Source organism: Anabaena sp. WFMT, assembly GCF_051781005.1.
Taxonomy (GTDB): Bacteria; Cyanobacteriota; Cyanobacteriia; order Cyanobacteriales; family Nostocaceae; genus Anabaena.
The window spans coordinates 207,576-231,354 of the sequence record NZ_JBPWOA010000006.1; the positions used below are offsets into that span (position 1 = coordinate 207,576).

Annotated in this window: 15 protein-coding genes, 1 tRNA gene and 1 pseudogene; 6 read left to right on the forward strand and 11 right to left on the reverse strand. The window is 40.3% G+C overall.

The genetic code is table 11. The features are described from left to right. The first annotated feature begins 189 nt into the window (after positions 1–189). Positions 190–3,339, forward strand: coding sequence for a GAF domain-containing protein (locus ACSQ6I_RS05665; RefSeq protein WP_438889395.1), 3,150 nt, complete (start codon positions 190–192; stop codon positions 3,337–3,339). 327 nt (positions 3,340–3,666) lie between these two features. Here the strand turns inward: ACSQ6I_RS05665 and ACSQ6I_RS05670 are convergent, their stop codons facing one another. The 7 genes from ACSQ6I_RS05670 to ACSQ6I_RS05700 all read right to left on the reverse strand — a co-directional run bounded on the left by ACSQ6I_RS05670 (position 3,667) and on the right by ACSQ6I_RS05700 (position 14,580). Next, the gene (locus ACSQ6I_RS05670; RefSeq protein WP_438889396.1) at positions 3,667–5,802 is read right to left on the reverse strand and encodes an SPFH domain-containing protein; all 2,136 of its coding nucleotides are present in this window, start codon (positions 5,800–5,802) and stop codon (positions 3,667–3,669) included. Positions 5,803–6,146: 344 nt separating this feature from the next. Next, on the reverse strand, positions 6,147–6,560 hold the full coding sequence (gene atpC, locus ACSQ6I_RS05675; protein WP_438889397.1) for an ATP synthase F1 subunit epsilon: 414 nt from the start codon (positions 6,558–6,560) through the stop codon (positions 6,147–6,149). Between the two features lie 109 nt (positions 6,561–6,669). Further along, positions 6,670–8,118 carry a F0F1 ATP synthase subunit beta gene (atpD, locus tag ACSQ6I_RS05680; RefSeq protein WP_015212783.1) on the reverse strand — a complete coding sequence of 483 codons (1,449 nt, stop codon included), beginning with the start codon at positions 8,116–8,118 and terminating at the stop codon, positions 6,670–6,672. A gap of 338 nt (positions 8,119–8,456) precedes the next feature. After that, positions 8,457–8,999, reverse strand: coding sequence for a DUF2231 domain-containing protein (locus ACSQ6I_RS05685; protein ID WP_438889398.1), 543 nt, complete (start codon positions 8,997–8,999; stop codon positions 8,457–8,459). A 419-nt stretch (positions 9,000–9,418) separates the two neighbouring features. After that, the gene (locus ACSQ6I_RS05690) at positions 9,419–9,571 is read right to left on the reverse strand and encodes a hypothetical protein (protein WP_438889399.1); all 153 of its coding nucleotides are present in this window, start codon (positions 9,569–9,571) and stop codon (positions 9,419–9,421) included. Positions 9,572–9,659: 88 nt separating this feature from the next. Next, a complete protein-coding gene (locus tag ACSQ6I_RS05695) occupies positions 9,660–10,583 on the reverse strand; it encodes a DUF4344 domain-containing metallopeptidase (RefSeq protein WP_438889401.1) in 924 nt (307 codons plus the stop codon). 1,297 nt (positions 10,584–11,880) lie between these two features. After that, positions 11,881–14,580: a DUF3536 domain-containing protein gene (locus ACSQ6I_RS05700; protein ID WP_438889402.1), complete on the reverse strand. Its 2,700-nt coding sequence runs from the start codon at positions 14,578–14,580 to the stop codon at positions 11,881–11,883. A gap of 284 nt (positions 14,581–14,864) precedes the next feature. On the opposite strand from ACSQ6I_RS05700, the pseudogene ACSQ6I_RS05705 reads away from it, so the two are divergent. The 3 genes and pseudogenes from ACSQ6I_RS05705 to ACSQ6I_RS05715 all read left to right on the forward strand — a co-directional run. Next, positions 14,865–15,497: pseudogene (locus ACSQ6I_RS05705) on the forward strand (RNA-guided endonuclease TnpB family protein); the annotation flags it as partial. Positions 15,498–15,955: 458 nt separating this feature from the next. Next, the gene (cax, locus tag ACSQ6I_RS05710; RefSeq protein WP_438889403.1) at positions 15,956–17,074 is read left to right on the forward strand and encodes a calcium/proton exchanger; all 1,119 of its coding nucleotides are present in this window, start codon (positions 15,956–15,958) and stop codon (positions 17,072–17,074) included. A gap of 371 nt (positions 17,075–17,445) precedes the next feature. Then, positions 17,446–17,994 carry a peptidoglycan-binding domain-containing protein gene (locus ACSQ6I_RS05715; RefSeq protein ID WP_438889404.1) on the forward strand — a complete coding sequence of 183 codons (549 nt, stop codon included), beginning with the start codon at positions 17,446–17,448 and terminating at the stop codon, positions 17,992–17,994. Between the two features lie 170 nt (positions 17,995–18,164). On the opposite strand, the gene ACSQ6I_RS05720 is transcribed toward ACSQ6I_RS05715, so the two are convergent. From ACSQ6I_RS05720 to ACSQ6I_RS05730, 3 genes are all read right to left on the reverse strand, one after another. Then, positions 18,165–20,585, reverse strand: coding sequence for a sucrose synthase (locus ACSQ6I_RS05720; RefSeq protein WP_438889405.1), 2,421 nt, complete (start codon positions 20,583–20,585; stop codon positions 18,165–18,167). A 531-nt stretch (positions 20,586–21,116) separates the two neighbouring features. Beyond that, entirely contained in the window at positions 21,117–21,254 is a 138-nt protein-coding gene (locus ACSQ6I_RS05725; RefSeq protein WP_438889406.1) for a hypothetical protein, read from the reverse strand. A gap of 133 nt (positions 21,255–21,387) precedes the next feature. Then, positions 21,388–21,461 (reverse strand) — tRNA-His (locus tag ACSQ6I_RS05730). 118 nt (positions 21,462–21,579) lie between these two features. Here ACSQ6I_RS05730 and ACSQ6I_RS05735 point away from each other — a divergent pair. Continuing rightward, complete coding sequence (locus ACSQ6I_RS05735) at positions 21,580–21,960, forward strand: DUF4359 domain-containing protein (protein WP_438889407.1); 381 nt, start codon at positions 21,580–21,582, stop codon at positions 21,958–21,960. A 67-nt stretch (positions 21,961–22,027) separates the two neighbouring features. After that, the gene (locus ACSQ6I_RS05740; RefSeq protein ID WP_438889408.1) at positions 22,028–23,563 is read left to right on the forward strand and encodes a protein kinase domain-containing protein; all 1,536 of its coding nucleotides are present in this window, start codon (positions 22,028–22,030) and stop codon (positions 23,561–23,563) included. Positions 23,564–23,581: 18 nt separating this feature from the next. On the opposite strand, the gene ACSQ6I_RS05745 is transcribed toward ACSQ6I_RS05740, so the two are convergent. Then, positions 23,582–23,770, reverse strand: coding sequence for a hypothetical protein (locus tag ACSQ6I_RS05745; protein ID WP_438889409.1), 189 nt, complete (start codon positions 23,768–23,770; stop codon positions 23,582–23,584). Between the last annotated feature and the right edge of the window lie 9 nt (positions 23,771–23,779).

Below are 23,779 nucleotides of genomic sequence, written 5' to 3' on the forward strand. Positions count from 1 at the left end.
AATTGTCAACTAGGGACGAGATCCTCTATCTAAATTTTTGTATATCGTTGTCTTTATGACAATGTAATATATTTTACCTATTGCCTTAAATTCTCTATCTCAGGGAGGATAAAAGGTTAGTATACAAATTTAATACTGAATTTTTATTAGTGTTTATGCCTAATAAATTTAGAGCAGCAAGGTTCAATCATGCAAGTAATATTGACATTATTCCCAAAGATTTTAGCGTCTAATTACTATATGCCGCATGGGAATTGCTATCTATGGCAAACTCCTCTTGTGGGTTTGCATTTAGTAAGTGATGCATTAATTGCGATCGCTTATTTTTCAATTTCGGTGATGCTGATTTACTTTGTCCGCAAGCAGAGTGATGTTCTCTTCTCCAAAGTTTTTGTCTTATTTGGGACATTTATCATCCTCTGTGGTATCGGACACCTGCTCGACATTTGGACGCTTTGGCATCCAGACTACTGGATTTCCGGCATTGAACGCGCTCTGACTGCCGTCATTTCTTGTTATCTGGCCTTACAACTAATAGAAATCTTGCCGCAATTTTTGGCATTAAAAACACCAGCACAGCTAGAAGCTATCAGCCAGGAATTAGAAAAGCAAGTAGCAGAACGGCAACGTACCGAAGAAATCATGCAAATGATTGTGGCAGCAACTGCCTCTGTGACTGGAAACGATTTTTTTCCTGCCTTGGTAGAGAACCTAGCCACAGCTTTAAATGTTGCCTACGCGATGGTATTTGAAACAGTTGACAACTCCTTACAAAAGCTCCGAAGTATTAATGTTTGGTATGAAGATCATCTAGCAGAAAACTTTGACTATGAATTAATTAACACTCCTTGCAAAGATGTAGTGCAGAAGAATTCGCTGCGTTTTTATCCCAGTGGCTTACAGCAGATTTTTCCTAAAAACTCATTGATTGAGACATTGGATGCAGAAAGCTACCTGGGTGTGCCTTTGGTCGATATCAATCAAAATGTGATTGGCAACCTTTGTGTTGTCGATGTTAAACCCTTTTTGGCAGATGAACGCACCAAAGCACTCCTGACTGTATTTGCCGCACGAGCTTCGACTGAACTGCAACGCAAATGGGCAGAAGAAGAAAAACACCAAGCGTATGAGGAACTAGAATTTCGAGTTGTGGAGCGCACAACTGAACTTATTAGAGCTAATAACGCTCTAGAAAGTGAAATTAGCGAACGGATTGCGGCAGAAGGGGCTATGAGGGTAATGGCAGAGCAAGAACAGGCAACCACCCGCGTTATCCTGCAAATGCGTCAAACCCTGAATCTGGAATCAATTTTCAATGTCACAACCACAGAATTACGACAAACTATAGATTGCGATCGCGTTTTGATTTATCGCTTCCAACCAGATTGGAGTGGGGAATTAGTTTCTGAGTCGGTAAATGAACGTTGGAATATCTTACTTCCCAGACGGGCAAATGATCTCGAACTTACCCAAATAGCTGTAGAACAAACCGATTGTGTCACGACTAAACTAAGTACTACAGATGTTTTGAGCCATGATACCTATTTACAGTCCAGTCAAGGTGGCATTTATAGTCAAAAAAGCTATTGCTGCGTTAACGATATCGACAAAGCCGGATTTAATTCTTGCTATCTCAATCTTCTAGGAAAATTGCAAGCACGAGCTTATATCATTACTCCCATCTTCTGTAGACAAAAACTATGGGGCTTGTTAGCAGTTTATCAAAATAGTAGTCCTCGCAACTGGCAACAGGCAGAAATCGGCATTGTCACCCAAATTAGCAATCAATTAGGGGTAGCGGTACAACAAGCAGAACTACTTGCCCAAACCCAGGAACAGGCAGAGGAACTGAAACGGGCTAAAGAAGTAGCTGATGCTGCGAATCGGGCTAAAAGTGAATTTTTGGCGAATATGAGTCATGAACTGCGTACCCCCCTCAATGCCATTCTTGGCTTTACTCAGTTGATGCAACAAGATCAGTCCCTAACTATTGATCATCAGCAGTATATAGAAATCATTAACCAAAGTGGTGAACACCTGTTAGCACTGATTAATGATGTGCTAGAGATGTCGAAAATTGAAGCTGGCAGGATTTCACTCTACAAAACAGAGTTTGATTTGCACCAAATGCTGCATAGTTTAATATCTATGTTGCAACTGAAATCAAAATCCAAAGGCTTACAACTGATTTTTGACTATGATGTTACTGTACCTCAGTACATCAAAACTGATGAAAACAAACTGCGTCAGGTACTCATTAACCTGTTAGGCAATGCCATCAAGTTCACCGAAAAAGGAAGTGTATCCTTGCGAGTTAGTAATCAGGAATTATCTGTGGGAGAAAAGGAGGAAGGGGAAAAAGATAATATTCTTTTATTTGAAGTTGAAGACACCGGTCCTGGTATTGCTTCAGAAGAACTTGGTGATTTATTTCAGGCATTTCAGCAAACACAAGCCGGTCAAAAATCCAAAGAAGGAACAGGTTTAGGTTTACGAATCAGTCAAAAGTTTGTGCAGTTGATGGGTGGAGAAATTAATGTATATAGTGAATTAGGTAAAGGTAGTCGTTTTCAGTTTCATATCCAGGCAGGTTTGGTTAAAGAATTTACCACCTCTGGCTTATGCCCTATTAATGAAACAGTCAGTATGATTGTTCCTGGGCAAACAACCTATCGTATTCTGATTGTCGAAGATTATCCTACCAATCGTTTGCTGCTCAAACAATTTTTGCTCAATTTCGATTTTGAAGTGCAGGAAGCTGAAAATGGACAAATTGCGATCGCACTCTGGCAGCAATGGCAACCTCACCTCATTTTTATGGATATGCATATGCCGATTGTTGATGGCTATGAAGCTACCCGGCAAATTCGTCAACTAGAAAAAGAATTAGAAATCGGGCAAATTTCTACCCCGACAAAAATTATTGCTCTCACTGCTAGTGCTTTTACTGAACAGCGACAGGAAAGCTTAGACGCAGGTTGTGACGATTTTGTCAGCAAACCATTCCGTCAAGCAGAAATTCTGGAAACCCTATCCAAGCATTTACAGGTGCAATATATATATAAACCTACTCCAGTCAAGACGCTCTCTAATTCATTGTTTCAAACACATGACTACATTCTTGACAGGAATGCCTTAGCTATTATGCCCACTGAATGGATTGATGAATTACACTTTGCCGCAGCCCAAGGTAATGATCTCAGATGTTTCAATCTTATTGATCAAATTGCTCCTCAGCAAACTTCGCTGATTGCTGCTTTAACTAAATTGATTGACACCTATCAGTTTGATCTACTGATGATACTTACTGAACCAACAGATTTAGAGGATGGACAATGAAAACAATTTCATGAATTACCTCTAATTTTGTGATGTTTTGCCTAAGTTCTGTACAAAATAACAGGATCTAATCTGTAGAGATATTTCCTGAAACATCTCTACAAACGAGATATTATTTATCGAACAGAATTCAAGAGTCAGAATTCAGTTGGGTATTCTGTGCGAGTGGCGGATGAATAACCGGGTTTAAGATCCCTACACCAAATCGTAGATTTGGTGGTCTACAATCAGTTGCGAGTCCCAATCCTCGACCGATAGCGCAGCGTTAGCGAGGAACGAGCGTCTTGATTCTGACTCCGTTCGGCTGACGCTCACAGCAAAGCCTGGCTACTGACTCCTGACTCCTTCTCCAACTACTTTATCTACTGGCGATTGCACAACTAATTGGGGATTATTATTGTGATCATTTGGTTCAATTTTAGTCAGCGGTGGTGGTGGTACAGGCATTTTGGTTTCTTGATGTGTTTTGCCTGTTTGATTCCATAAAATCATCGACAGTAAACCATCTACCAAACCGTTGCTATTGCCATTATTACCAGCAACCATGACATCGGGAATGAGACGCACATTGCGATCGCCTATAATTTGCATTAACTGCATGGCGGTGTAACCCTGAGAACCCAAAGCTTGTACACCTGTACGGTAAGTTTCAGCTTTAGCGTTACCTGTAGCCCGGATACCATCGGCTTCCGCTATGGATTTGAGTTTTGTGGCTTCTGCTTCACCATTGGCTTCTTTAATAGCAGCTTGGGCTTTAAGTTCGGCAATTTGAACACTTTGCTCAGATTTGACCATTTCTTGCTGAATATTAGCTAAGGCTGTTTCCCGTACCAGTTGTTGGCGTTGGGTTTGCGCCATTTGCTGAACTTCGTAAGTTTTGCGTTCTTCTTCCGCAATTTTCCGGTCTGTCTGTGTCTGCATTAAGGCCGCAGGTGGTTGAATATCACCAATTAAGGTGTCAATTGCTTGTACATCATAGGCACGCAAAGCTGCCTTAATAAATTCAGCAGCTTCAGTTTGGCGTTCACTGCGCGCTGTTAAAAAGTCGAGTACAGTGCAGTTTTGAGCAGAGTTGCGGAAATAGTTACCAATGGTTGGTTCTAGGACATGATCTACCAAATTTTGCATTGCACCAACGCGGGAAATGACCTTTGGTGCATCTAAAGCACCGACATGAATAATCTGCGCTACTTCCAAATCAAATGCGAAACCATCACGCGATCGCACCGTCAAAGATTCTAGCTTCTCATCATAGCTATGTCTTTCTGTCCGACTTGACCAATTTAAAACTATGTTCGTCGTTGGTACTAACTCAATTTTCATAATCCGGGAGTTAGTTGGGTGTTTACCAGGATACAGAGGTTCTACCCAAACGCCTTTATGTCCCTGATGCACCAAATTACCGTGAGTGAAAGCTGCACCGCTGATATCTTCTTGCTCTTGCCCCACGAAAGAAATTACCACACCTACATAACCAATGGGTATTTCTGTCATCGGTACTTGTTCTACCTGCACAAACCAGGGATTCAAGTTCCAAGAACCAGATAATAAAATCTGCTCTTGCAAACCTCTTTTACCACCACCATTAATAAATTTTTGACCATTTTGGAAGTTGTCGTGTCCTTCAATCATAGACCCAGCAATTTCCCCTGGTGAAATGGGCAACCCATCCAAAGTGGTGACAATGCCGACTTTATCAGATTTGACACTATATACATTCAATTGTTCTGCACTCATGCCATGACTACTAGCGTTAGCCGCTGTAATCACTTTGAACAAAGCAGTATTGATACGGTAACTACCAGCAGTAAGAAAGCCCATTTGCCGACCTTTTTCCCCACCTTTAGTCAAGAATTTACGAGCATCTTGGAAGTTGTCACATTCGACAATTTTGCCTAAAATCCGTTCTGGTGGGTTTTGTGCGCCATCTGCGGCGACAATCATCGCAATTTGACCTTGGGGGACAACAATTATCGACTCTTTTTTGATTGAGTATTGCCAAGGCCAATGTCCCCAATGCCAACCAGGTGCAAGGGTATCTGCTTGTAAACCTGCTTCTCCGTTGAGGGCTATTAATCTTCCAGCAGGTAGTCCTTTACCTGTTAGGGCGAATTTTTTCACCACAATTCCGACTTCGCGCTCACCGATAACTACCAGTCCCCCAAATATCAGAGGAACACTAATCACAAAACCACCGACTAAAATCAGCGGTATCAGTGCAAAAGGTTCTAGCCCCATTGCTTGATATTGAGGTCTATTATTTGTTAATTGGTTGATGTTAGGTTCTGTTTGACTAGGCTGGACTGAGGCGGAAATAACTTCTTTTGCTGTGGGCGTTTTTATACTTGTCGCATTGGCGGCATTAATACCACTAGCTAAGGCTAAAGCTGCTACAGTCGATGCTGTCAACTTTACAAACTTATTTTGTTTACTCTTACCAAAGGAAGATAGAAAGCTTTTCATATTTTTGCCCCTTTGGGCAATTAATCATTTAAGATATCACTTCACTAAGGCAGAGGTTATTTTCTTAAACTTGATGTAATTTTTTTGAGTATAAATAAAAAGCCGGAATTCTGCTATGTACCTTAGAGACTTCCAACTAAAAAAATATCCCGTCGTTGTGACGGCAGGGGGGCAGGGAGCAGGGAGCAGGGGGAAGAAAAGTCGCTTTGATTTGATAAAATTGGATAGCGAAGCGCTGCTGCAAGCAGTTCATCTTTTTTGTGGAGTTCTCTTAAAGACAATAGGGGTTTAACAGTGTTAAACCCCTACTGGGCAAAATGCCTACTCTGACAATTTGAATGTTTTTAGACCAAACCACCGGCAGCTTGAAAACGAGCGCGGGCGCGTTTAAAGGCTTGTGTTGCCTGGATTTGTGCTTGGCGGTCGCCTGCGGGAACTTGATTCAGAACAGTTTGGGCTTGGTTGTAAGCTGTGCGGGCTTCTTCCAGGTTAATTTTGTCGCCACGTTCAGCACCATTGACCAAGATAGTCACTTCGTCTTCATCAACTTCAGCAAAACCGCCCAAAAGTGCGATCGCTTGCCAATCTTGATTTTTATTGGCACGAACACGCATTACACCTGTATCTAAGGCTGATAACATCGGTGCGTGTCCAGATAGGATACCTAATTGCCCAGTAGTGCTAGGTAAAATCACTTCTTCAGCTGCGGCATCCCAAACAGTCTTATCTGGGGCAATTACACGAACAGTTAGGGTCATATTGTTAATTTCTAATTGGCGAAAGGGTGACTGGTAACTGGGAAAAAGGCAATTGGTGATTGGCAAGAATTTCTTACCCATTACCCATCACCGATTACCCATTACCTAATTAACCTTTAAGCTTTTCACCTTTAGCGATCGCTTCGTTAATATCGCCTACCAAGTAGAAAGCTTGCTCTGGTAAAGCATCCAACTCACCAGACAGAATTTGTTTGAATCCTTTAATGGTGTCTTCCAACTTCACATACTTACCAGGAGAACCAGTAAATACTTCTGCTACGAAGAATGGCTGAGACAAGAAACGCTCAACTTTCCGCGCCCGTGCCACAATTAGACGGTCTTCTTCAGACAATTCATCTAAACCAAGAATAGCGATGATATCTTGTAGTTCTTTGTAACGTTGTAGGGTTGATTGTACAGCACGAGCAGTGTTGTAGTGGTCTTCACCAACAATGTTCGGTTGAAGCATGGTGGAAGTAGAACCCAGGGGATCAACCGCAGGATAAATACCCTTAGATGCTAAACCACGAGACAATACTGTTGTTCCATCCAAGTGAGCAAATGTAGTTGCAGGTGCGGGATCTGTCAAGTCATCCGCAGGTACATATACAGCTTGAATAGAAGTAATAGAACCCTCTGTAGTCGAGGTAATCCGTTCTTGCAACGCACCTACATCAGTACCCAATGTAGGCTGATATCCTACAGCAGAAGGCATCCGACCCAACAGCGCCGATACTTCAGAACCAGCTTGTACAAACCGGAAAATGTTATCAACAAACAGCAATACGTCTTGCTTGTTGACATCACGGAAATACTCAGCCATTGTCAAACCAGACAAACCAACCCGCATTCTAGCTCCGGGTGGCTCGTTCATTTGACCATAAACTAGAGCAATCTTGGATTCATTGAGATTATCTTTATTGATAACCCCAGATTCCATCATTTCGTTGTAGAGGTCATTTCCTTCCCGTGTCCGCTCACCCACACCTGCAAACACAGACACGCCACCGTGTTGAGTAGCGATGTTGTTGATCAATTCCATCATGATCACGGTTTTACCAACACCCGCACCACCGAACAGACCGATTTTTCCACCGCGTCGATAGGGAGTTAGCAAGTCAACAACCTTAATCCCCGTTTCAAACACAGAAGGATTGGTTTCCAAATCTGTGAATTTAGGAGCAGGACGGTGAATAGGTAGAGTTGCTTCAGCATTTACAGGACCCCGGTTGTCTACGGGTTCGCCCAAAACGTTGAAAATCCGTCCTAAGGTAACTTTACCTACAGGTACGGTGATGGGAGCGCCAGTATCAACAGTTTCCAAACCGCGCACTAGGCCATCTGTGGTACTCATAGCCACAGCCCTTACCTGGTTGTCGCCTAGTAGTTGCTGCACTTCAACGGTGAGATTGATTTCCTGTCCGGCTTCGTTGGTGCCTTTGATGGTCAAAGCGTTGTAGATTTGAGGCAATTTCCCGCTGGGAAATTTAACGTCTACGACTGGACCAATGATTTGAGTAATGTAACCGATGTTTGTTTTTTCTGCGGTGGTGACCATGCTGCGCCTAAATGATTGAAGCTATTTTTGAGAATGGGTCGTAAACGACCTGAGATCAAGCAATGTCATCTTTTAGGTTAGCACCTAACGCCCCCACCTTCGCCTTAAATTCATTATTAAGAGGAGATCCCCGATTTCTTGAAAATTCTTTAACTACTTATAAATATTCGGTATCAAAAACAAAATGCTTGTGTCTGTGTGGTTTTTGTATCTCACTCAACTGATGACCGCTCTCATGGATATTAGACTGCTCTAAAATTAAAAAGTAATGACAACTCAAGCAGAAATAATCAATCAATTAAAAACCCTAGAAGCACTTTTTCAACAAGGTATTGTTACTAGGGATATCTTGTACTGCCCGCACCTACTACGCCGATTTTATGGCGATAAGAAAGTTCTGCTCCAAACCAACCAGTAATACTCGTTAATGTCCCTACCAGCACGGAGAGAGCTAAACCCCAAGGAAGTATACGTAACTCAGCATCCCCGAAACGCAGAAAAAAGTTGAGGGCTGTGAAGATGAGAATAGAAAGGTTGAGAATCAAATGCGCCCAGCCTGCGAAGCGTTTGCGGACTCGTTCAATTTGCAAAAAATCGCTCATGCCAATTATTGAGGCAATGATACCAGTAACTAACCCCGAACCGATTAACCACAGAGAAGCCCTAGCCCAAAAGAAATCACGAGTTAACCAGTAGCCAAAATCGCTACCCAAAGCGGCTGCTAGAAAGGCGATAGGGAAAATTATACTTAAGGGGTGCAAGGGATGTCCAGCGATCGCTACTGTACTGGGTACTCCGCTATCCCGATATTCTCTATCATCACTTTCAATAATTGGTGGAACATTCGGGAATGGTGTAGAATTCGGTTCCGTAGTTTCCATGAATTTAGCTCCTTTTATTTCCCTATTTGAGGAAACTAAACATCAGATTTTATCTATCTAGCGGAGGAATAAAGATGAAGAATTTAGAAGGAAATTAGGTAGGGCTGAAAATGGGTTACTTTTCCATCTAAATTTTATATTTACAGGACTCACGCACTGAAACGGAAAACTGTCATTCTGAGCGCAGCGAAGAATCTCTCCAGAAGTTGAAACGCCTATTCTACCGTTCTCAACTTGGCTGAGTGCGTAAGTCCTAAGAGCGATCGCGAGGTTTTCAGCCTTTTTACTTTTCGTTACATAGCTAGGTTTATTTATGCCTACCTGACTTGAAAATAATTGGCGCTGAAATTAATCAACAAAAATGACTGTACAGACTGTATTTGACAATTTGAACTCAAGAAGGCAGCAAGTTGTTTCAATCAGGCGATCGTTGACGAGGCAGTGTCTAGTTCAGTCAGTGAAACTTCATATCCCAGTTTCTGCAACCGTTTAACTAAACGTTTTTTTGTCGCCTCTGGTTTTTGTTTATCGAAATAATCACCTCCTAAATCTTGATAAGGCTCTTGACGCAAAATTAAGTGGTAGGCAATTTTTAAAGCAGTTTGGTAAGCTCACTGTAAGACTTGTCGAAACTCACGGCAAGCCTGCTCTAAATTAAACCTACAATAAATTCACACCTGCTCTTAAGTGAGGGCTTAGTAAAGTCCGCCAAGCTTTAAGTTTCCTATCGTAATCTATTCGGCACGTAGTTTGTCTTTGAGCAGGGATACCTATTTTTTTTACTAAAACATCATATGCTTGTGGATTTTTCCCATATACCAAACAGATAATATTATAAAATCTTTGGTAATTCAAAGAATGTTCATCCCAAAAAGATAAATTTTTACTAACAATTTCTATTTCCCGATTTCCAGATAATCCAAACTGGATAGCAGATGCCAAAGCTGCGTATTCTTGTCCCCATTCTGACAAAAAAATTGTAGAAAATTCATCAACAGTATCTTCTTCTTTGCCAGTTACAGGTAAATCTAACTCATCGATCAAGGTATGTCCTAATTCATGAAAAAAAGTAAAAATAGTCGTACCTGCTACCCGATGATTTACTTTATTAACTACTTCAGATAGATTGATATTTAGTCTCTTTGATTGATAGTGGTTCATAAATACATCTGTGAACCTATCTATCAATTCATAGCAAATAGTAATACTATGTTCAGAAGGTTTATAATAGGCATTCACAGCACCACAATCACCCAAAATAATTTTGACATCATTAGGCATGATTAAAACTGCATTCAATTTTTTGGCTAGTTTTTCAAATGACTGATATTTTTGCAATCTCTGTTGTCTGTCGATAGAATGCTTTCGCTGTAAAGCAGTATAAATAACTTTAAATTTTCCTTTAGAATCTACCTGATTAATACTTGTCGTTTTGGCTATATTATTACTAATTATTTTTGAATAATCTTGATTAAAACTGGTATTGATAAATAATATTGTTATCACAATAGTTAAAATACTTATTAATGTTAAAATTTTTAGTCTCAGATCAATTGATTGTAAAGGTTTAAACAAGGAAGACATAAATAAGTAGTTGTGCAGAATAAATTATTGAGTTAGGGGGTAAGGATTCAGGATACAGAATGTTTGATATAGCAGAGAACTCTTAACAGATGAGAAAAATATTCTACTTTCTCCTGACTCCTGAATTCTTACGTTAGGGACTTCCAAGAAATAAATTATCCAGATTAACGAACCGCAGAGGCGCAGAGGACACAGAGGAATAAGAGTTTGAGTGTTTTTTTATTTGGAAGTCCCTTAGGGGAAGAAACTCTTCACTGAAACGGATAACAATAAATAATACAGTGTATTCTTGTGTGGTTTAAAATGCCTCAGTATTTATCCTTAAGCCTTTAAATTATAATTAGAAAAAAAATAACAATATTTAACCCTTACTTGCAAAGTGCTGTATCAGCTACAAGACTTACGCAACTAGCATATTAGTAGGGTGTCTCAGATGCCGAAAATCTGTTGATTATTACCAAATTATGGAGTCTGAGACACCCTAAAATCTTGCATTGATTGTGACACTTGCGTAAGTCTAAGCTAAATAGAGTGTAGTTGCAACAATTACAAATAATACTGAGACGTTTGAGGAAGAGATAAGGGTGCAAGGGGATTTATTTTTGTGTTTGGCTTGAATACTTGGGAAAAGTTTCAAAAAAGTCACTGAGGCGTTAATCCCAATATACAAGCCAATAACGCTATATTTGTGGTGAAATTGCCAAAAAATCTCTATCAACAAAGACGCACATTTGTAAGTGTGGTTGTGCAATGGATAGAGATTTTAATTGTTGTCGATTTAATCACTGTTAAAAGGGATTAATGTATGTTTTGGTATCATTGCCATCTCAGTTAACAGCCTTCGGGCGAGGCAGAGGGCAGGAGGCAGAAGGGAAAATTTTTAATTAAGAATAAAGCCTTTTTGCCACGACAATTTGGGTTTAAGTCCCCCTCTAAGAAAGCCTCTTACACTAATAAACCTCACCCCCCTAGCCCCCCTTCCCTACCTACGGTGTACACACAAGTCCTAAAAACCTAGCTTGATAAGACTTTCCTCGTTCCCAGTCGGAGACTGGGAATGCATTCTTTGAGTCTCTGACTCAATGCCAGATTGGAGGCAGAGCCTCAATGAGCAGCATTCCCATACAGAGCATGGGAACGAGATAAACGAGAGAACAATGAAAAATCCAACTTTTTTGACTTGTGTGTACACCGTAGCCTTCCCTACAAGGAAATGGGGTTTTCAAAGCCTCTCCCCGCATCGGGGAGAGGTTTGGAGAGGGGTTTATTTATACATTAAGAACTTTTAAAGCATCCTCTAAGCCAACTTTTTCAAAATTATACTGACATCAACTGCTAATTTTTGTCCTAATTTTAACAATTGACTACACTGATTAGCTTCTGCTGGATTGTTAAAATTGCTAAGACACAAGGGGACTATTTGATTATGCAAACAGCTAAAGTAGAGTTCTTGGGATTTTTCTAAAGAAATACCTAGATTTAGCTGATATCCTACATCAATGAGTTTTTCTAAACGTTGGATATCTGTACCAAAAGAACCATTCGCATCGTGCAGAAGTTGTCCTAGAAAGCGCACAATTAACTGTTCTAATATCTGCTTACCTTCCGGTATATTTAGCTGACAACGCAGATTTTTAGCCTCGGTGGCGATCGCTTCTAATTCTGATATGTGATTCCAACTTAATTGCGGTTCAGCAATATCTTGATCGAGCGATCGCAATGTCATCATACAGCGATAGCTTAAAGCAATCTCCGCTGCTACCTGCAATTCTTGGGGAACTTCTAACTCATCCCGATGAAACGCCATAATCACACCGTAATTTTCACGATATGCTTGGGTATACAATTGGTCGAGTCTTGTTAGTGTTTCCTGACTTAACAGCCGCATAATCCGGTGGCGTTCTTCGGCAAATAAATTCTGTAAACTAAAGGCTTCATCCCCCAAAAGTTGCGTCATCACTAAAATAGCGTGAGCCGCGCTGGCTTTTTGTAAGGATGCAAATAGCTTTTCTTTCAAGTGTGTGTAATCACGTCTGCCTGTAAATGGTTGTATACAGCAATGGAAATCCCAACCGCCTAAATGCAGAACCGCAAACACTAAATTTTCACTTTCCCAAGTAATTTCCGACACTAGCTTTAATTGTCCTACTGCCATACTCAACGCGCCCATACGTTGCATTTGATAATCTAGTTCATGGGCGGTATAGCAATAAACGCGCTTTTGATAAGTTTTGAGGTGTTGATCCCCATCCTGTAACGCAGGTGCATTGTTGTGATTGTTAAATAGGGAAGTAATGGCGTAATGGGCAGCAACTTGTTTAAACCCAATTTGAGCAGTTAGCACCAACTGACGATAAATTTCTGCACCATGTTTAAACTGTTCAACATTACTAGGGGCTAAACCCAAATGTTTGAGGAAGCCTTTTTCTAACTGTACACCAGCGACATCCCCAGCTAATTCTAAAGCACGGGAGGCATAACGGAGAATTTGTGTGCCTTCGGGGCGGGATATTTCTTCAAAAAACCAGCCGCAACTGGTGAACATGAACAAAGCATGACGCTGCATTTCTAATAAACGCAAAGCATCTATTTGTTCTGTGGCTGTTAGTTTGTGGGTTTGATGATGGGACAGAAAGCGAGTAACATTGGCTGGAGAGCGATCGCGCAAAATTTGAATATATTCATCCCTTGCTAACCAGGGATCACGAAATAATTTGCTGCCATATTCCTCATACACCTCAATTAACTGATCCCGTAGCCAGTTTAAAGCATTCCGCAACGGTCTTCGCCATTGTTGATGCCAGACACCGCCTTCTCCGCCACAACCACAATCATCCTGCCATCTATCTACACCGTGGGCGCAACTCCAAGCTGTAATTGACTTTAATTCCACTTCCCAATTGGGAGGATTTAAACTCAAATAGTGAGCAAAATTTGTTACCGTCCAACCGTGACGAGGAAACTCGTCAATAAACGCATAAGCTAAGGTTTTCTCAGTTCCTTTTTTGTGATGTCCAAAGGTTTCCCCATCAGTCGCTACAGAAATTAACTGGGCTGGACGATGATCCCCGCGCACTGCTGCACCCACCCTACCTGCAAAGTGATGGGAATTATAAACCACATCACTAAAACCCATATCCCGCGAAATCGGGCCATCGTAGAAGAAGATATCAATATAAGGTAAACCTTCTGTTTTATCTGAGTTAGTCGCGTTAGTTGAACTCAGCGGAGAAGAGGCAATACTCAGGGATGGTTTTAAATAACAACGATAGGGGCGGGTGGGATCAATTTGACTACCACCTACTTCATGCCATTGAGGTTGGGGATCGTCTTGAGTTCCTAGAGGGCGACAGCGTTGGGCTTGGGATGGTGCGAGGACAATAAAGCGAATATCCTCATCCACTAAAGCTTGTAGAGTGGCATAATCCACAGCAGTTTCAGCCAGCCAGATACCTTCGGGATCACGGCCAAATCTGGATTTGAAATCTTCTTTACCCCAGCGAATTTGGGTATGTTTATCTCGTTCATTGGCCAGAGGCATGATGATGTGATTGTATACTTGAGCGATCGCATTCCCATGACCATGCAATCTTTCACTACTCTTCGCATCAGCCTCCAAAATTCGCTCATAAACTTCCATATCATAACGTTCCAACCACGACATCAGCGTTGGACCGATATTGAAGCTCATGTATTCATAATTATTGACGATCCCCACCAACTCGTTGCGGTCATTTAACACTCTGGCAAAGGCATTGGGGCGATAGCATTCCCAATGAATGCGTTCATTCCAATCATGGAAAGGTGCAGCACTGGGTTGGCGTTCAATTGCATCTAAATAAGGATTTTCTCTTGGTGGCTGGTAAAAATGACCATGTACCGTTACATATACACCCTGAGATTGTTTCAGGGGATCGTTATTTAGGGTATGTTGAGAATCTTGGTTTAATTGCAATTTTGAGCCAGAGCTAACTGGCGTTTCAGCAGCAGAAGTCATGATATTTTTATCCCAAGTAAAATTGTATTTGTAGCGAAAGTATAGTTATAGGAACATTTTTACGGTTATTTTTTCACAAAATCCGGTATAAACAACATCATTGAAATCAAGCTGAATCGGAATTTCGGCAAAAATAGTCTTAATCTGACGGGAAATCTGCATTATCGCGCAGTCATGTCCCCAAACGCAAAAAAGCATCAAGTATGAAATCAAAATGCATAATGTGAATTTTATCACTAGCAACGCCAATCAGCCAAGAAAACTAATACTCTTTTAACGTATCGCAACGGAGGCAGAAAAAATTAGCACGTAAACAAAAAGGAAGTAAATCAAGAAATAAATACCGTAAAGTTGTTGCCAAAGTGTACGAACGAGTTAGTAATTCCAGGCAAGATTTTCTACATAAACTTAGTTATAAGTTGGTCAGCGATAGCCAAGCTGTCATAGTAGAGAATCTTCATATCAAAGGCATGGTTTGTAACCATAAATTGGCGAAAGCAATATCTGATGTTGGTTGGGGGACGTTCACCAATTTTTTAGCCTATAAGCTAGAACGCATTGGTGGGAAGTTGGTTGAGATTGACAGGTGGTTTCCTAGCTCCAAACTCTGCTCTAATTGTTTCTATCAGGTTAATGAGATTCCATTAGATATCCGCGAGTGGACTTGTCCTCATTGCGGCACTCATCATAATCGTGATGGAAACGCAGCGATAAATATTAGAGCAGAAGGTATCAGAATGCTGGCATTGAGCATCTCGACTTCGCTCGATGGAACCGAAGTCGCAATGCTAAAGGCGGAAGGTTCAGCCGTCTCTGCTGTAGGAGCTACGGTGTACACACAAGTACTATCTGCAAGGGTTTTAGGCGTTATAGACCCCTTAAATTGTCATTACGAGCGGAGCGAAGTAATCACATAATCCCGTGGTTTTTGCGATTGCTCCGTCGTTCCTCCTCTCTACGAGACGCTAACGCGAACGCAATGACAGGTTTCCAGAGCGATCGCAAAACCTCAAGCTAGATGACGAAACCAAGTACTAGTAGGAATTTTAAGACTTGTGTGTACACCGTAGGCTGTAGGAGGGGAGGTAAGACCAAAGCTGGGGCGAAAGTCCAAGTTGCGGCACTCCCCCTTGAGTACAGAAGCTCCTAGTTCAGCCATAGGCAACTAGGAGCAGTTCACTTTATTGAAACCTATTTTTGTGATGAAATCCTGGCGTGAAGTCATAGTTTGGCAACAAAACATTGCAACAACTAATTAAGTCGCAGTCTTATTTTATATATCTGCTGCCATCTAACAAACAGTGAAATTTCTGAATAGCATCACGGACAGTTGAGAGTATCATAGGCATCTGATACCCAAAATTCGAGATCAAAAATGTCAGCTAAAAACATCATTTTTGCAATTTTGTTACTGTTTATACCAATCTCTTTAACCGCTCACTTCCTGGAATGGGGAGACTTAATAGTTTTCATTACCGCTGGAATAGCAATTCTCCCCCTCGCAGCTTGGATGGGTACAGCCACAGAAGAAATTGCCGTAGTCGTGGGGCCATCATTAGGAGGGTTATTAAACGCCACCTTTGGTAACGCTACAGAACTAATTATTGCTTTAGTTGCCCTCAATGCCGGGCTAATAGATGTTGTTAAAGCCAGTATCACTGGCTCAATTATCAGTAATTTACTCTTAGTCATGGGTTTTTCCATGCTTTTGGGTGGACTACGCTACAAAGAGCAAACATTTCAGTCAGTTGTGGCACGAGTAAATGCTTCATCAATGAATTTGGCAGTGATTGCCATTTTATTACCAACAGCGATGAACTACACTTCAATCGGCATTAACGAAAGAACAGTGCAGAATCTTTCCCTTGCCGTTGCTGTCGTCTTAATTCTGGTTTATGGCTTAACACTGCTATTTTCCATGAAAACCCATGCCTATTTATATGACGTGGGTGTAGCAGAGATAGAGATAGAAGCAGCAGACACAGATGTAAAAATAGAGGAAATCGCTGAAGAAAAACCAAATCTTTGGCTTTGGACTGGTGTACTGCTAGTATGTACCCTGCTAGTAGCCCTAGAGTCAGAATTGCTAGTTGATACTTTAGAAGTAGCCACATCCAAGTTAGGTTTGACATCACTATTTACAGGGGTGATTTTATTGCCCATTGTCGGTAACGCCGCAGAACACGCTACAGCCGTCACCGTAGCCATGAAAGATAAGATGGATCTTTCTCTATCTGTAGCTGTAGGATCTAGTATGCAGATTGCCCTATTCGTAGCCCCTGTTTTAGTAATTGCTGGGCGGTTATTGGGTCAGCCGATGGATTTAGATTTCAATCCCTTTGAATTGGTGGCGGTGGCAGTATCGGTGTTAATTGCCAATAGCATTAGTTCTGATGGTAAGTCTAATTGGTTGGAAGGAACTTTACTCTTAGCTGCCTATACAGTCTTGGGTTTCGCTTTCTATTTCCATCCGGTTGTTGACACTATGGGTTAGATCAATCCAGTGTCCAGAGCAATTCCTACTATTGCTTTGGACACAAACAAACTTAAAATAATTCGTAATTTGTAATTCGTAATTTATTTAAGGCAGATCTTTACGTAAATTTTTGTTCTTTATATTGCTTATTTTTACCTAAGAGAATTTCTGTAAGTATTCAGGATAGAGAATAAAGACTTTTCGAGTCAAATTTAAGGATTTTGGTAAAATCTTGCTTCTCTCTATATCTTCATTTCATAAGCATTCTGACTCCTGACTCCTGACTCCTGAATTCTTACGAATTTATTTATTGAGAGTCATAGTTTTATCTTATTTGTTTGTCTACTCCTGGTTTATCCTTATAGGTGCAAGATATGAGATGAACTACGATGACTGAAATTGGCCTGCTAATGACGGGCGTGTTAAGCACCACACAACCAAATTTGCCCCATTTACCGAAGCAACGACCATTTCAGATCAAAAATGGCGTGCAGAAGTCAAGCACTAGTCAATTATCTCCGTCAGTTTCTACTTCTCAAATCACACCACCTGAATTTATGGAAACAGATGGAAGAGAGAAATCTAAAATTTCTGCGATCGCCATCAAGCGAGATAAAATATTAAAGCAAGTCCGACAAAAGCACCTTTCCTCCATATCCTTAAACTTAGCCGATGCTCAGGATCTCCCCACCAAAGGGCAAATATTAGCACGATATCAAGGATATAATAGACAACCTATGCCAACTTTACGTTTTGGTAGCTCAGGTATATCTGTAAGAATTATGCAGCGGTTATTAGTGTCTAACGGCTATGGTATCCGAATTGATGGGATATTTGGTCCTCTGACAGAGGCAGCTATCAAAGCCTTTCAAAATCAGCGCAGTTTATTAGTAGATGGTATAGTCGGTCAAAGAACTTGGTGGGAGTTGTCAATTTAAGGGCTAGGACGGGCAAGATACCTGTCCCAGAAGAACTTAGAAACTTCCAAATAAAAAAATATTCCGTATTTGTGAGGGCAGGGAGCAGGGAGCAGGGAGCAGGGAGCAGGGAGTAGGGGAGGAAAAGTTGTTTTGATTTCACAAATTGCATCATTTTTTGTGGAGTTCTCTTAGCGATATTTATGCTGTTCTAATAAGTGCTGCGCCCTGGGTTTGTAAATTAGATAAAATAAAGCCTCTAGATAGCGCAATAAATCTTCACGATTCTCCTTGGAGCTAAAATTCCAGAAACCATAAATCCGTGCTAATGATAGCAGCTTGGTAGTATGAATCTTCCAAGTATAGGTACTATAAACTCGCTCTATTGCGTGCTGAGAAATTTCTGACCAATAATTAGGATTATGATCACATTTAGTCACAAACTCCAGAATTTTAGCGGCTGTTTCTTCTAAATTTGTGGGGTTAATGTAAAACCCATTCACCTGATCCTGAATAATTTCCTGTGGTCCACCAAATTGGGTAGCAAAAGTGGGTAATCCCGAAATCATCGCTTCCAAAATTGTCAACCCAAATGCTTCAAATAAAGCCGGTTGCACAAATATTCCTTGACGTTCAGCAATAACGCGGTAAATTTCCCCAGAATCAGTTTTGCTTAAGCGCACACCTAACCAGCGAATTTTGCCGTGGAGATTATATTCGTCAATTATGTGATAAAGCCTGATAATTTCGTCTCGTTCTTCATTATCGCCAGATTCTTCTACACGCAACTTACCTGCAACTAAAATTAAGTTGCATCGCTCTTGTAATTCTGGACTTTTACCAAAGCATTCTGCCAAACCAGTTAAATTTTTGATTCGGTCAAGACGTGCCATTGAAAACAGTGGACGCTTGCTAGGATCATCGAGTTTACCAAAGATTTGAGCAGGATCTTCTAGAGTAAAGAGAATTTCTTCTAGTCGTAAACTATCACTTTCTACTCTGTCTTGAGTCCTTGTATAGGGGAAATAATAATTCTCATTTACCCCAGGTGGCACAACATTAAACTTAGGACTAAATAATTCTATGCCATTAACCACATGATATAAATCTGGCATAGTGAAACATTTGTAAGATTCGTACTGTCCTACACTGTCCCTTGTACCAACAATTTCTTGATAGGTGCTGCTGACGACAAAATTAGCAGCGTTCATAGCGATTAAGTCAGCAGTAAATTGTAAGGAAAAATGATATTTATCATCTAAATCTTGCCAGTAGAGGTTACTAAACAAGTATTTAGATTTTTCTAACGCATGGGCAATATTACATTGGGTGACTTTCATCCGTCGCGCTAATAAAAACGCCACTAAGTTACCATCAGAATAGTTACCAACAATTAAATCAGGTCTACCTTGTAATTCTGCTAATAGTTCTGTCTCTGAGTCAATGGCAAAGGTTTCTAAGTAAGGCCAAAACTCAAACCGAGAAATCCAGTTTTGAGTCATGTTGGGATTAAATTCCCGCAAGGGTACACGCAAAATCCAGGCATTTTCTGAACCATGAACTTTTTCTAGTCTTTGGTTACACAAAGTACCATCGCTATGAGGAATTAAGCGGGTGAGAATAATTACTTTTGGTTGGACATTTAAGCCTTCTAAACCAGCTAACATTGCATCTTCTTGTAGCTGCTTTTCTAGACTTTTAGCTTGGTCAAGGACATAAACTACCTGTCCTCCAGTATCGGGACGACCTAAAACTCCCTCTTGTCCAAACCAACCATGAGCGGAAACTAAAACAATTCTAAAAATAATCGGCAGACGAGAGATGAAACCTTCGAGAGTTTGCGGATCAGGAGAATCAATTAGTTCATCCAGAATGTTCAGAGTCTCTTGCACACGTCCAGCTGTGTTCCCCCAACCAGGTTCAAAACCGATCATCTGCAATTGAAACCGGAATTGTTCGTATGGTTCATTTTTAGGGCGATCGCTCACTAAAGCTATGGCTTTCTTGATCTGCACAGAAAGTTGCTGCTGTGATTGAATGCGATCGTTGATTAACAATTGCACACCGTTATAATGGTGCAAGCGCAAAAAATTAAATAGGGTTTCTAGCCACTGTTTCGGGTCTTGGAAGAGTTTGCTAGATAGATAACGATTGAGAAATTGTACCCCTTTACCAATATTTTTGGGGTCACGAATGGCCGGGGAATAATCATAAAACGGACCAAAATCAAGTTCTAACAGATCACCATCTTGGGGATGAAATTGGTTGACTAAGCGATCGCGCAGATCCAACAACTCCTGTACTGTCATTGGGATAACATCAAATTCTTCCGTTAGACGATAAACTTCCTGACTTGCAATTTTCGGACGAATGATGAAACAAAAGCTTGATTCTTCTTGAATAATCTCCTGGGTATAGTAAATTAGTTTGCCTAAATTTGAGTCGGTGCAGAACTGCTCAGATTTAGAGTATTTAGAACAGTAATCACTATAGACATTAATTGTATCGTTCCTTAGCCAGTACTTTTTGTCTTGTTGGCGTAAGTCACTAATAAATGAACGTAAATCAACTTTTTCTTCACTGTCTAGTAATGTTTGGAGTAATTCAGACATGACAACACAAGATAATATTTTTTTGCAAAGTGGATCAACACTTTTTATCTATTTTCTGAGTATTGAAGGTTTAGCAAATAGATAGAACGTGTTGATCTTGAACTAAATTATCTATATCACACTATTTTGGTATCTAACGGCAGGAATACCTTTTTTCTAACTTTTGATAGATGTCTGGTAGCGATTTTCAACAATATAAATCAGACTCCTATCTCTGATGATTTATAGCTTCTGCTTGTGCTTAATCAAATATTAACTTAATGAGAGAACTTTCCTGATTACCTTTTTATTAAATACCCATAATACATCAGGTGTAAAACTACGTAAAGTTTTATTTTTGTCAGAATCAGGATTTCCAGGATTTAAGGATGAACAGGATGAATTCTGGGATTTTATCACCAATTACCAATTACCCATTACCAGCCTCAACTAGATAACTAGCAACTTGGGTTAGAAATAATAGCTATTTTTAATTTAAATAAATTAAAATTAATTTTTGATATTTTCTACTAAATTTTTAATTTCTCTTGGTTATAATTTCAGCATTGAGTCATTAATATCTGGTTGATAACCTATGGCTGACAATACACAAAACTTAACATCTCCTGACCACAGTATAGGCAACATGATGATCATCACGTTTCTTGTCTTCTGTGGGCTAAGTTTCATCTTTCTTTTAGGAATTTTCTAAGGCTTAATGTGCGTTCAATAACAGCAAAAATGGAAGCTGATTAATTAAGTGCATCAGCTTCCATTTTTAAGTAATAAATCTATTTGCTGTAGAGCATTTTAGATATTTAAGGGCGAACGACGGGACTTGAACCCGCGGAATGGTGGTACCACAAACCACTGCCTTAACCACTTGGCTACGCTCGCCATTCACTACTTGAGTATAGCACGCCTTCGGCAAAATGGTCAATATTTTTTGCCAGAAATTGAGTGAATTTCTTTGTAATCTTTAATAGTATAAAGACCACATCACAATCGAGAGTATATGAAAGTCTGGACTATTATTACATCTGTAGGAGCGGCAGGAATCGCCGTCTTGGGAGTGACGATGGCCAAGACAAATCCTCAACAGGCTGAATATGAAGAATATGCAGTGCAACGGCTGACAACCTACTTAAAAACGGATGTTTGCAAAAAAACACCGAATTTCTTGCAAAATCTCATACAATTTAATTGCGATAAGTTAATTGAGTCAGTTAACCCACAAATGCGAGATATTATTGCCAGTACGACAAAACGGCAAAATTATATTGTTTTTAGTGTTTATAGTACTGAACTCAAGCTTGATAATTTATTACCTAACTATAAATTTGAAACTGTAGGGGCGTTAGACAACTTTTATACTTATAAGGCCGAGCAGCGATGAGGTGACAGGGAACAGGTGAAGGAAGAGTTTTTCCCAATGACCAATGACCAATGACTAATGACTTGTAATGAGTTTTTGTACTGCTTGTCTGTATCCGCAATATCTTGACACTACTCTATTTTGTAGTAAATGTGGTAAGCCATTATTACTCAAAGAACGCTATCGGGTACTTTATCCTATTGGTAGCGGTGGATTTGGCAGAACATTTTTGGCTGTAGATGAGCACTTGCCGTCAAAACCCAGGTGTGTAATCAAACAACTTTATTTTTCAGATCCCAATAGCGCTATTTTTACAAAGGTTGTGCAGTTATTTCATCAGGAAGCGGTGCGTTTAGATGAATTGCAACATTCCCAAATTCCCCGATTATTGGCACACTTTGAACAAGAAAGTCAGTTGTATTTGGTGCAGGAATTAATTGTGGGGCGGACTTTAGCTCAGGAATTGCAAGAACAAGGTGTATTTAGTGAAGTGCATATTTGGCAATTGCTCAAAGATTTATTACCTGTACTGCAATTTATTCATGCTCGACGGGTGATTCATCGGGATATTAAACCAGCAAATATCATGCGGAGATATACTCCTTTAGCTGGGAATGAATCTGAAGATCCTCAACCAATTACTAACGCTGCATTATTAAATAAAGGTTCTACCATGACTATTGGTGGACTGGAATCTCTGTCTTTTCAACAACAGCGAAGAAAAATCTTACCAGCTAGTAATATCAAGGCAGCAAATCGCACCGACAACTCTGCATCTGGGGAGATAGTGTTGATTGACTTTGGAGTTGCTAAACAAATCACCGCTACAGCTTTGGTAAATACTGGTACTACAGTAGGTAGTGCCGAATATATGGCTCCTGAACAAATGCGGGGTAAAGCTTTACCAGCTAGTGATCTCTACAGTTTGGGTGTGAGTTGTGTTTACTTGTTAACTGGTGTTTCTCCCTTTGAGTTATTTGACGTGACAAGCGATCGCTGGATATGGCAAAATTATTTACCTAATGGCAATCGTATTTCCGACCGTTTGAGCATAATTCTTGATAAACTCCTCCAAAATGCCCTTTCCCAACGTTATCAATCGGCTACAGAAGTTTTAGCCGCAATCAACGCAGAAGTAAAACCAATTAAACAACAGCTACTTAATACCCTAAATTCAGCCGTAGGAGTTGATTATAAACGGTTAGAAAAATTACTAAAATATAAAAAATGGCAACAAGCAGATCAAGAAACTTGGGTAGTGATGTGTCAAGCTTTATCTAAACCTGCGGGTAAATATTTATTTAATACTGACTTAGAAAACTTGCCTAGTGAGGATCTACAGATAATTGATCAATTGTGGACAAAATATAGCCAAGGGCGTTTTGGTTTCAGTGTGCAAGTACAAATTTATGAAAGCTGTGGTCAAGACTACGGTCAGTTTTGCGCTACTGTTGGTTGGGACATAACCAAATCTAGTTCTTTCACCCAAAATTTATTTTTTACCTCGTCAGTACCTAAAGGAAATTTGCCCTCACACGCTTGGGTGGGAGGAACTAAACCCTGGCAACATATCAATGCGTTGGGTGCTGCTCTTTTGAAAATAGAGTATCCTGACCGGAAGTAAAATATCAACGTTGATCAATCAGATATCAACGTTGATATTTTCTATCTGTTTAGCGGCTTTCTCCCACAACTTTGCAGATTCTTGATCATTCCAATGAGTTCTCAGATTTTCCGCTTTTTTGTGGCATATTCGTTCTAGCATCTCTAGAATTGCACCTAGTGTTAGCTGATCCACTAACCCTTCTAAAACACTCATGAATTCTTTCATATAAATACC